Consider the following 11,472-nt stretch of genomic DNA (forward strand, 5'->3'; position numbering starts at 1 on the left):
ACAATGAATTTTGCGAATTTATTCAGGATTGCTTTGCGGGCCCTGGGAAATAATAAGATGCGGGGATTTCTGACGATGTTGGGGATCATTATCGGTGTCGCTTCGGTGATTACCATGCTGGCTATCGGTCAGGGATCTAAGCGGAGTATCCGTGCTCAGATCGCGGAGATGGGTTCTAATATGATCATGATTCATCCGGGTGCGGATATGCGGGGAGGGGTACGGCAAGATCCGGCTGCCATGCAAAGTCTGAAACTGGACGATTATCAGGCGATTGTCGATGAAACCCGTTATGTTTCGGCTTGTTCGCCATCGGTGAGTAGCAGTGGACAAGCGATCTACGGATCCAATAATTATCCGACCAGTATCTATGGGATAAATCCGGATTATCTTGAAATTCGTAAATATACCCTGGTGGAAGGGGATATGTTTACGGAGGAGGATATTCTCGGATCGGCGAAAGTCTGTGTCGTCGGGAAAACGATCGTGGATAATCTGTTTACCAATGGGGAAAATCCGGTGGGGCAAATTATCCGCTTCGGAAAAATACCTTTCCGTATTATCGGAGTCCTGACATCGAAAGGTTATAATACAATGGGGATGGACCAGGATGATCTTATCTTAGCACCTTATACAACCGTCCAGAAACGTATCCTGGCCATCACCCATTTACAAAGTATATTCTGTTCGGCGCTTTCTGAAGATCAGACCGAACTGGCAGAAGAGGAGATTGCGAGTATCCTGCGCAGGAATCACAGGCTGAAAGAATCGGATGACGATGATTTTAACATCCGTTCCCAACAAGAACTGAGCTCGATGATGAATTCCACAACGGACATGATGACGATGTTGTTGGCGTGTATTGCGGGGATCTCTTTACTGGTCGGCGGTATCGGGATTATGAACATCATGTATGTGTCGGTAACCGAACGTACCCGGGAAATCGGACTGAGAATGTCTATCGGAGCGAAGGGGCGGGATATTCTGGCCCAGTTCCTGATCGAGGCGATTCTGATCAGTGTGACCGGTGGATTGATCGGTGTGGTGTTCGGTATCGGAGCCTCGTGGGTGGTCAAGTTGGTTGCGGGATGGCCGGTATATGTGCAGCTGTATTCTGTTGTACTGTCGTTTGTGGTCTGTACGGTGACGGGAATCTTCTTCGGTTGGTATCCGGCACAGAAAGCTTCTAATCTCGATCCGATCGAAGCGATCCGGTATGAGTAGTTTATTTACCGGTTGATCCGGTAAATAAACAAATAAATCTTTATCTTTGTAATATGAGTGACAAGAATAAAATTTTAAAGTTTCTGATCCAGGTGATCGGCTGGGGATTGGTATTCGGCTTCCCTCTTTTTTTCACCTGGAAAGAGGGAAATCCGATGACCTGGGTTAAATTTCTGGGGTATGTCGGTGTTCCCATCGCTTTTATTACTGTATTTTATGCCAATTATTTTATTTTTATCGATCGCTTGTTGTTCCGGAAAAGGTTATTGGTATTTATTATTGTCAATTTATTCCTTTTTGTGTTGCTGAGCTTATGTTTACATGGATGGCAGGAGTATTATTTTATTCATTTTGTCAATGAGGGACCGAGGCATTCGAGACCTTTTCCTCCACGGAGTGTTTTTATTATCCGGGATGGAGTGATGATGGCTTTGGTGTCGGCTCTGAGTGTCGCTATCCGGATGACCGAAAACTGGTATATCCTCGAGCAAGAAAAAAAAGAATTGGAAAATGCCCGTTCCGAAGCGGAATTGCAGAATCTGAAAAGCCAGCTGAACCCTCATTTCCTGTTCAATACCCTTAATAATATTTATTCCCTGATCGCTATCGATCCTGACCGGGCCCAGTTTGCCGTCCATGATCTGAGCCGGCTGTTGCGGCATGTGCTGTATGAAGACAATCAGAAATTCGTATCGCTCGATCATGAATTGAATTTCATGAAGAGTTATATCGAGTTGATGAGTCTGAGGTTGTCGGGAAATGTAGAGTTGAAGGTCGATTTGCCGGACGATGGGAAAGGTGTGCTGGTCGCTCCGTTGTTGTTTATCACTTTGATCGAAAACGCTTTTAAACACGGAGTGAGTCCCACGGAGCCTTCTTTTATTCATATCCGTTTCAATTGGTTGGAAAATTCAGGAATCTGCTGTTACATTGAAAACAGTTATTTTCCCAAGAAAGAAACCGACCGGAGCGGATCGGGGATCGGACTGGAAAATTTAAAAAAGCGACTGGATTTATTGTATCCCGGAAAATATGATTTGCGGACAGAACGGGAGGGAAACAAATTTGTCGCTCAATTAAAGATCGGAAGTTGAAACGGATGGAACTGAATTGTTTGATAGTCGATGATGAGCCTTTGGCTTTGGATTTGATGGAGAGTTACGTCAAGCGGACACCTTTTTTGAAATTGGTTGCCCGTTGCTCGAATGCTTTGGAGGTGTTGCAGGTGTTACGCGAAGAGGCGGTGGATCTGATCTTCCTCGATATCCAGATGCCTGAACTGAATGGGTTGGAATTGTCCCGGGTGTTGGATAAACAGATCAAAGTGATCTTTACAACCGCCTTCGAACAGTATGCTTTGGAAGGTTTCCGGGTGGATGCGCTGGACTATTTATTGAAGCCGGTCAGCTATCCTGAATTTTTAAAGGCCGCTAACAAGGCGTTGAATTGGTTTGAGAAAACCCGTGAAACGCAGGGGGACAGTCTGGAAGAGGATTGTATTTTTGTAAAATCGGATTATAAACTGGTCAAGGTCGAACTGGCTAAAATTTGTTATATCGAGGGTTTGAAGGATTATGTAAAAATATACCTCGAAGGGGTGACTTCGCCTATCGTTTCGCTTATCAGTATGAAATCGCTTGAAGAGATGTTGCCGGCTTCTTTTTGCCGGGTACACCGTTCTTTTATCGTCAATCTGAATCGGATCACTGTCATCGAGCGAAACCGGATCGTTTTCGGAAAGACTTATATTCCGATAGCAGATTCCTCGAAAGATAAATTTATGGAATTCCTCAATAAGCGGACGATCAAGTGAACGGAATTAGGGTTTAAATGCTAATTTTGTGGCCAAATTACGTGGTTTATGTCACACTTACCTACATTAATTACGGATCTGGCTCTTATACTGGCTTCAGCCGGATTGATGACCCTGATATTCAAGCGTCTGAAACAACCGTCGGTATTGGGGTATATCGTGGCCGGTATTCTTGCCGGACCGCATATCACGTTAACCCCGACGGTTATCGACAGCGGAAATATTCAGACCTGGGCAGATATCGGGGTGGTATTCCTGTTGTTTGCTTTGGGATTGGAATTCAGTTTTAAAAAGTTAATGAAGGTAGGAGGTCCTGCTATCATCGCTGCCCTGACTATCATTGTGGGTATGGTGGTTTTGGGTTTTATCGTCGGGGTAGCGATGGGGTGGAAACAGATGGACAGTATCTTTCTGGGAGGTATGCTGGCCATGTCGTCGACTTCGATTATCTATAAGGCTTTCGAGGATTTGGGATTACGGACACAACGTTTTACAGGGCTGGTGTTCGGAATTTTAGTCATCGAGGACCTGGTCGCTATCGTCTTGATGGTGATGCTTTCTACGATGGCTGTCAGTAAGAATTTCGAAGGGATGGAAATGGTGTATAGTATCGGGAAACTCTTGTTCTTTTTGCTGTTGTGGTTCCTGACCGGGATTTATATTATTCCTACTTTTTTCCGGCGTACCCGTTTGCTGATGGGTGACGAGACCTTGCTGATCGTCTCTCTCGGTTTGTGTTTCCTGATGGTAGTGTTCGCTACAGCCGTCGGTTTCTCTTCTGCTTTGGGGGCTTTCGTGATGGGGTCTATTCTGGCCGAGACGATCGAAGCGGAAAAAATAGAACGTCTGGTGAAACCGGTGAAAGATTTGTTTGCCGCGATATTTTTTGTTTCAGTGGGGATGATGGTCGATCCGGGGATGATCGCCCAATATATCTGGCCGATTGTGATTATTACGCTTACCGTTTTGATCGGACAGTCGGTATTCGGTACCCTGGGAGTGGTATTGGCCGGTCAACCGCTGAAGACGGCTTTGCAGTCGGGATTTTGTCTGACGCAGATCGGGGAGTTCGCTTTTATTATCGCCGGCTTGGGCATGACGATGCACGTGACCAGTAATTTTTTGTACCCGATCGTGATCGCTGTAGCCGTCATAACGACTTTTCTGACTCCTTATATGATCCGGGCTGCCGAGCCGGCTTATCCCTATGTCGAAAAGCATTTGCCACGGAAATGGAAGCGTTTTATCGAGCATTATACTTCCGGTACCCGGGTGGTCAATCATGAAAGTAACTGGAAGCGTTTACTGACCTCGCTGATCCGGATAATGGTAATTTATTCGGTGATCATCATCGCTATTCTGATTCTCTCGTTTCAATTTCTGGTGCCCTTGATCCGGGGATCGCTGCCCGGCTTTTGGGGAGGGTTGTTGTGTGCCGTTCTGATTTTGTTATTGATCGCACCTTTTTTGCGGGCTATCGTAGCCAAGAAAAACCATTCGGCCGAGTTTCAAACCCTGTGGAACGATGGATATTTTAGCCGGGCTTATTTGGTGTCGCTGGTCATATTCCGTTTCGTGATAGCGATATTGTATGTCATGGTGGTGATCGTGTCGCTTTTTAAAGCTTCTATCGCTTTGTTGCTGGGAGTGGCTTGCGTGTTGGTGGCCGGGATGTTTTATTCCCGTTACCTGAAAAAGCAGTCTATCCAGATCGAACGGCATTTTTTGCGGAATTTCCGGGTAAGAGAGGTGTATGCCCGGCATGCCGGAACACGGCTGCCTCCGAAATTTGCCGGACATCTGCTGTCACGGGATTTACATATGGCCGATTTTATAATTCCGTCCGAATCGTTGTGGGCCGGATATACGTTGGCCGATCTGGCTTTGGGAAGTCGTTTCGGGGTGATGGTCGTCGCTGTTTTCAGGGGACAGAGTTGTATCAATATTCCGGGTGGTAAAGAACGCTTGTTTCCACAAGACCGGGTACAGGTGATCGGTAGTGACGAGCAGCTGGAACGTTTTGGGAGTAAACTGCAGTCCATGACCTTGCCACCGATGGATTCAGACCTGACACAGAGCGAAGTATGCCTGAAACAGTTTGTGGTCACCGAAGATTCTCCTTTTAACGGAAAGAGTATCCGGGATTCCGGTATCCGGGACAAATACAAATGTGTTGTAGTCGGTGTGGAACGGGGAGCGGCCTCGTTAAGAAATCCGGATGCCGATACGGTGTTCGAAGCCGGCGATCTGGTTTGGGTAGTGGGGGAGGAAATGAATGTATACGAACTGATCCATTAATCCGCTTTCCGGTCGGTCCGCCATAAGAAAAAGAGGGCGATCAGTGTGGCCATCAGGTCGGCGAAGGGGATGGCCAGCCAGATGCCTGTCAGTCCCCACCAGTGTGAAAACAGTCCCAGGGCCGGGATCAGAAATAAGAATTGACGGGAAATATTCATGGTGATGGCTTTAGGTGCCTGCCGGATCGACTGGAAATAGCTGGTGACGATCAGTTGAAACCCTAACAGGGGCATGGCGAGAAAAGTATACCGCAGCCCCTCTTCGCTGAGTTGTAGCAGCGTCGGATCGGAAGTAAAGGCTTTGACCAACCAGGGAGCGAATGCTTCGCCGATTATAAAGCCGCAACAGGCGATCAGACTTCCCGTACGGATGGCTTTCCGCAGGATATGGAGCGTCATCTGCCGATGGCCCGCCGCATAAAAATAACCGATGACAGACTGCATGCCCTGGCATATTCCCATGAGCAACATAGAGACCTGGATGGAATAACTACTGATGATCCCATAGGCTCCGATAGCGTAATCTCCTCCGTTGTTTTCCAGATAGCGGTTCATAATAATATTCACCATACCTGTGGTGATGTTCATGATAAAAGCGGCCATACCGATTCCGACGATGGAAACTAAGATCGGAAACCGGGGAGAGAAACATTTACTTTGGAGTTTCAGGATATTGGACGGACTTCTGAAATGACGGATCACCAATACTGAGCTGATACACATAGATAGGGCTGTTGCAATGGCTGCTCCTTCAATGCCCAGGCCGAAACCGAAAATGAAGATCGGGTCCAGGATAATATTGGCAATCACTCCCGCGAAGACGATGGTCATCGATTTGCGGGAAAAACCGGAGGCACGGATGGCATGGCAATAGGTGAAATTCAGATTCGTCAGCAAGCTGGCCGGGATCAGAATGGACATGTATTTACGGGCATAGGGGATAGTTTGCCCGCTTCCTCCGAAGATATCCAGGATAAAGTCCAGATGATACAGGGAGTAAACGATCAGAATCGTAGATAACAGGATATTCAATACAGTGGCATTTCCCAGGATACAGCAGGCCAGGGAACGGTTGCCTAAAGAAATCGAAGTGGAAATGCGGGCAGCAGCTCCGACTCCGGTCAGGGTGCCGACGGTACTCAACAAAGAAACGCAGGGAAGCGTCAGGGCCAGTCCGCAGATAGCCAAAGCGCCGGCTCCCTGCCCGATGAATATCCGGTCGACTATGTTGTACAAAGCCATGACCACCATGTTGAACATGGCCGGGTAAACATAGCTCCTGAAGAACTTGCGGATGCTTTGTTTTTCTTCGGTATAATTGGGAAACAGATCTGTCAAGATAGATTTCGTATGATTAGTTTCACAAAAGTAGTGTAAATTCCATAAAATGTCATACATTTATCTACAAACTGATTATTCTCTCTGCAAGTCCTTGAGCCTTTGGAAAAAATGTCAGGTTTTTATCGACTCCGTTTGGAAAAATGGTAACTAATGTTATTTTTGCCCCCGAAAAATCAACACTTTATTCTATGACTTACGATTACGCACATCTCATTTGTTTTTCTCCGACTCATTCTTCTCATATGATTGGTGAGACCGTTTTGCAAGGTCTGGGAACCGGGCACGTTTCGGAAACCGATCTGACTTATGAAAAACCGGAGGAAAACCTCACGATTCATTCCGGAATCACGGTAATTGTCGTTCCGGTATATGGGGGACGTATCGCAGAAACAGCTTTGGAGCGGATGGAAGGCATTTACGGACAGGATTCACCTGCCGTTGCGGTGGTCGTTTATGGTAACCGGGATTACGACGATGCTTTGCTGGAATTGAGGGATTGGTGTGTGGCTCATGGGTTTGTGCCTGTTGCCGGCGCTGCTTTTATCGGTGAACATTCTTATAGCAGACCCGACCGGCCGATAGCCGGAGGAAGGCCGGATAATCCGGATTTACAGAAAGCGCGGGCTTTCGGTGAGCAAGTAGGGCGGTTATTGAACCGTTTTCAGACTTTGGATGAGGTGGCCCCTATCGTGGTAAAAGGAAATTTCCCCTATAAAGTAAAAGGTCCCAAAACCCCTCAGACTCCTGAGACGGTAGCTGAATTATGCACACAATGCGGATTTTGTATCGGGATTTGTCCGGTGCAGGCTATTCGTTTGGAAGAAGAGATCGTCAGCGATGCCGGGCGTTGTATAAAGTGTTGTGCGTGTGTAAAGCAATGTCCTAATGAGGCGCGTTTGTTCGAGACTCCTTATACCGATCTGTTGTTTAAGAATTTCAGTACCCGACGGGAACCGGAAATATTTCTATGACATGAAACGTTTTTTATTCTGGCTGGTGGTAAGTTGTTGTATCGTCGGATTCACAGCTTCGGACAATCCGGATTTTTTTACCCGGGTCGTTCACAACTTTATGGTTTTACGACAGGCCAGAATGCAGGAAAAGGTTTGGTTGCATACCGACCGCCCATCTTATCATGCCGGAGATACGATCCGGTTCCGGGCTTTTCTGGTCGATGCGGCTACCCACCGGCCTTCTCCTTATAGCCGTTTCGTGTATGTCGATCTGGTCAACCGCCGGGATTCGGTGCTTAAAAAGGTGAAGCTGGCCTTGATCGATTCTGTTTTTGCCGGCTATTTAAAGGTACCGGAGGATATTCGTCAGGGGGAATATTTTTTGCGGAGTTATTCTTACTGGATGCAGAATCTGGGGGAAGACTATATTTATAAAAAGAGAATCCATTTAATCAATCCGTCGGATTCGAAGGTGTTGACCGGAGTCACTTACCAGGAAGAACAAGGAGAAAAATATGCGGTTGTCCGGTTGTCGAATTCCCGGAAGGAACCTTACCGGAAGCTGGCTGTCGATTATCAGTTGATCGGTAAGGACAAAGAGGGCAAAGTACACCGCCGGCGAACGGATGAATCCGGAAAGGTCAGGATTAATATAGGGGAGTTGGCAGATCCTTCGGATGTCCGGATTCGTTTTTCGAACGATATCCCTTATGAATTCAGCCGGACTATTCATTTGCCTGCCGATACGCTCGATTATGCTGTGTCGTTTTTTCCTGAAGGCGGGGAGTTTATTCCGGGGACAAGGCAAACCGTCGCTTTTAAAGCGATCGGTAAAGATGGGTTATCTGTCGATGTGGAAGGCTATCTGTATGACGAACGGGATAGTATCGTGGATATTGTCCGGAGTATTCATCATGGTATGGGATGGTTGAACAGTCCGTTGGAAAGTGGGAAAACGTATTACGTGAAGGTGAAGTCTGCTCAGGGACTGGAAAAAAAATTTTTTCTGCCCGAAGAGAACCTGTCCGGTATAGCTTTGAGTATCCGGCAAAATGGCCGTGAACTGTCTTATCGGGTGATCGGAGGAGAACAGGCGGTATTGCCGGATAGTCTGTATCTGATAGCCCATACCCGGGGGCAATTACTAGTGTGTACTCCCCTGGAGGGAAAGTTGCATGGAAAACTGTCGGCCGTTAATTTCCCGGAGGGAATATTGCATTTGTGTCTTATGGATTATCGTTGCCGGATCTATAGCCAAAGGTTATGTTTTATCCGTCATCCGGAAAAAACGGATCTTCGTATCGGAACGGATCGGGACGGATATATGAGCCGGGAAGCGGTCGATGTTGAACTTATTTTAAGCAGTGATTCGCTGAGGGAGGGGCGTTTTTCGCTGTCTGTGACGGACGATGCTGCCGTGTTGCGCGATTCCCTGCAGGACAATATTGTTTCTGAACTGCTGCTGAATTCCGATCTGAAAGGGTATATCGAAGATCCGGGCTTTTATTTCCGGGAGGTAAACCGGGCTACGGACCGTTGTCTGGATCTTCTGCTGCTGACACAAGGATGGACTCGTTTCGATGTCGGTGCTGTCGCTGCCGGAGAGTTTGAACAACTCGATTATTATATGGAACGCGGACAGACTATTTCGGGGAGAGTAAAAAACTTCTGGGGAAAAGAGGCAAAAGATGCACAATTGACTTTGCTGTCGACAAATATGCAGTTCGATGTATTGCAGGCGGATAGCACAGGGCATTTTTTGGTGGAAAGAATTTCTTTCCCTGAGAATACCGGTTTCATTGTACAGGCCAGAAATAGTAAAGGGAGAAAAGGGGTAGAAGTGATTATCGATTCGGAAGTATATCTGGCGCCTGAGATTCAAATTCCGTATGAACGTCGGCAAGCGAACGGAGAAGATGAGTTTTATAAGCAATTCGGCCGTGATTTTTATTACGACCATGGCGTGAAAGTATATGTGCTCGACGAAGCTTTGGTCAGGAGGACTCCTCCGAAAAAAAATTATTCTTTCTATGATGCTTCGGCCCGGTATATGCTGGATTCTGCCCGGTTGGCTGCTATGAAACAGAAAGATATGCGTACGGCCCTTATGGAAATTCCCGGTGTTATGGTGATCGGGGAAGAAATCACTTACCGGGGCAAAAAACTACATTTGGTATTGAATGATTTTCCGGAAGAATTCGACCGGATTATGATGATGAATCCGGAACAGTTTTTAAGTATCAGCCTGTTGGATGAAAGAATGTCTTATTTTTATTTTGGGCAGGAAGCCCCGGATGGAGCGTTGATATTTACAGAAAATTTCGATTACCGGCCGGAACGGCTAAAACAGAGAGGCTTATCTGTATTCAGACCGCTAGGGTATCAGAAACCGGTAGATTTTTATATTCCCCGTTACGATGTCGACTCGGTCCGTCTGGCCATGGCCGATTCGACGGATATACGTCCCACCGTTTACTGGAATCCTAATATTAAGCTGAAAACTTCCGAACCTACTCATGTCCGCTTTTTTATGGATGATGCCTGTGACCACTGTACTTTTATCCTGGAAGGAGTATTGAATGATGGTACGGTGTGCAGAAAGGAGAAAAAGATCAGTTTGCGGCGTTAATTCAATTATTCTTAAAAAAAAGAAAAAAAGTTCTGCTTTCTTTCACCCTTTTTTTCTTAAAATCTGTTTCTCTTTACGAAAACAAAAACGTTCGATTAAATTAGTTGAAAGTTTGTAAAGTTCATAAAGTTTATAAAGTCGTTAGCCCTTGCGGAACGCTTGGTTAAGTGGCAAGGTAATACAGTACTTGGAATATTTATTATATTCTTCTGATAATCAGTGAGTATGTTCTTGTTTTTATTTTTCATTCCACTTTCCTTATTCGTTTTTTAATGGAAACAGGGGCTTCCAATCATTGTCCGTTTTCAATTTTCATTTGTCCATTTTCTTGTAGCGGATTCCAGCCAAAAGAAACGAACGTTTTTAATGGAGATAGAAGAGATCATACGACTTCTTCCTTTGTTATTAGGGGGGAAAGCGAGTAAAGAGCAGGAAAAAGAAGTTTCCCGTTGGTTGGAGGAGGACGAGGGGAATCCGGTCTTATACAAAGAGCTCTGCGCTACATATTACAAACTGCATTATGCGTGCCGGTGGACGGATATCGATCCTGTTGCGGCTAGTTCTAAAATCAGGTCGGGTTTGGAAAAGAAATCCGTCCGATTACGGCTTACAGCTTGGGTTTCGGGAGTGGCGGCGATACTGGTGGTCGGTTTGTGTATTTCTTATTTTATACACCGGGAGGATTCGGTTATACCCGAAAGAATAATCGTAAAAGATGTAAAATCGGGAGAGAAAAAAGCTTTACTGACTTTGGCGGATGGGCGTCAGGTGGAATTGAAAGCGGACCATCAGGTAAATATGGACCTGGGGACTGTCACAGCCATAGAAGATTCGCTGGTCGGGTTGGTATATCAGGTGAAAGATTCTTCGAAAACGCCTTTGGAATACCATCAACTGAGTGTACCACGTGCCGGAGAATACATTATGACGCTATCGGACGGTACGAAAGTATGGCTGAATTCAGAAACCGAGATGAAATATCCGGTGGTTTTCGATAGAGGCAAAAGAGAAGTATTTATTACCGGGGAAGCTTTTTTCGAAGTTGTGAAGGATTCTGCCCGTCCTTTTATTGTGCATACCCCTCATACACATACCACTGTATTGGGTACTTCTTTTAACGTGATGGCCTATGCCGGAGAAGAACGGACAGAGATTACGCTGGTTACCGGTTGCGTGAATGTCGAAACCGGTAAATCGGCTTGCCGGATTACTCCG

The 11,472-nt window shown here is 46.3% G+C and carries 8 protein-coding genes; 7 read left to right on the forward strand and 1 reads right to left on the reverse strand.

Annotated features, from left to right (window positions below):
- Nucleotides 1–3 precede the first annotated feature (3 nt).
- The 4 genes from WS42_RS09425 to WS42_RS09440 are packed head-to-tail and all read left to right on the forward strand — an operon-like array spanning nucleotide 4 to nucleotide 5,335.
- Nucleotides 4–1,224: an ABC transporter permease gene (locus WS42_RS09425; RefSeq protein ID WP_046451019.1), complete on the forward strand. Its 1,221-nt coding sequence runs from the start codon at nucleotides 4–6 to the stop codon at nucleotides 1,222–1,224.
- Between the two features lie 53 nt (nucleotides 1,225–1,277).
- Nucleotides 1,278–2,318: a sensor histidine kinase gene (locus WS42_RS09430; protein ID WP_013610674.1), complete on the forward strand. Its 1,041-nt coding sequence runs from the start codon at nucleotides 1,278–1,280 to the stop codon at nucleotides 2,316–2,318.
- 5 nt (nucleotides 2,319–2,323) lie between these two features.
- On the forward strand, nucleotides 2,324–3,037 hold the full coding sequence (locus tag WS42_RS09435; protein ID WP_013610675.1) for a LytR/AlgR family response regulator transcription factor: 714 nt from the start codon (nucleotides 2,324–2,326) through the stop codon (nucleotides 3,035–3,037).
- A gap of 48 nt (nucleotides 3,038–3,085) precedes the next feature.
- Nucleotides 3,086–5,335 (forward strand): cation:proton antiporter domain-containing protein, encoded by a 2,250-nt coding sequence (locus WS42_RS09440; protein ID WP_022159967.1) that lies wholly within the window; start codon nucleotides 3,086–3,088, stop codon nucleotides 5,333–5,335.
- Here WS42_RS09440 and WS42_RS09445 read toward each other — a convergent pair.
- Nucleotides 5,332–6,672, reverse strand: coding sequence for an MATE family efflux transporter (locus WS42_RS09445; RefSeq protein ID WP_229057736.1), 1,341 nt, complete (start codon nucleotides 6,670–6,672; stop codon nucleotides 5,332–5,334). The two genes, WS42_RS09440 and WS42_RS09445, sit on opposite strands and share 4 nt — an antisense overlap.
- A 191-nt stretch (nucleotides 6,673–6,863) precedes the next feature.
- Here WS42_RS09445 and WS42_RS09450 point away from each other — a divergent pair, with 191 nt between their 5' ends.
- From WS42_RS09450 to WS42_RS15490, 3 genes are all read left to right on the forward strand, one after another.
- Entirely contained in the window at nucleotides 6,864–7,646 is a 783-nt protein-coding gene (locus WS42_RS09450) for a 4Fe-4S binding protein (RefSeq protein WP_013610678.1), read from the forward strand.
- A gap of 1 nt (nucleotide 7,647) precedes the next feature.
- Nucleotides 7,648–10,257 carry a hypothetical protein gene (locus WS42_RS09455; RefSeq protein WP_046451020.1) on the forward strand — a complete coding sequence of 870 codons (2,610 nt, stop codon included), beginning with the start codon at nucleotides 7,648–7,650 and terminating at the stop codon, nucleotides 10,255–10,257.
- 366 nt (nucleotides 10,258–10,623) lie between these two features.
- The coding region (locus WS42_RS15490; protein ID WP_286728467.1) for a FecR family protein at nucleotides 10,624–11,472 on the forward strand (849 nt) is incomplete at its 3' end.

The organism is Odoribacter sp. N54.MGS-14 (assembly GCF_000980295.1).
GTDB lineage: Bacteria > Bacteroidota > Bacteroidia > Bacteroidales > Marinifilaceae > Odoribacter > Odoribacter splanchnicus.

Excerpts from the sequence above, each read along its gene's own strand:
- WS42_RS09425 (WP_046451019.1), top strand. The coding sequence starts at position 4 with ATGAATTTTGCGAATTTATTCAGGATTGCTTTGCGGGCCCTGGGAAAT.
- WS42_RS09430 (WP_013610674.1), top strand. The coding sequence starts at position 1,278 with ATGAGTGACAAGAATAAAATTTTAAAGTTTCTGATCCAGGTGATCGGC.
- WS42_RS09435 (WP_013610675.1), top strand. The coding sequence starts at position 2,324 with ATGGAACTGAATTGTTTGATAGTCGATGATGAGCCTTTGGCTTTGGAT.
- WS42_RS09455 (WP_046451020.1), top strand. The coding sequence starts at position 7,648 with ATGAAACGTTTTTTATTCTGGCTGGTGGTAAGTTGTTGTATCGTCGGA.
- WS42_RS09440 (WP_022159967.1), top strand. The coding sequence starts at position 3,086 with ATGTCACACTTACCTACATTAATTACGGATCTGGCTCTTATACTGGCT.
- WS42_RS09450 (WP_013610678.1), top strand. The coding sequence starts at position 6,864 with ATGACTTACGATTACGCACATCTCATTTGTTTTTCTCCGACTCATTCT.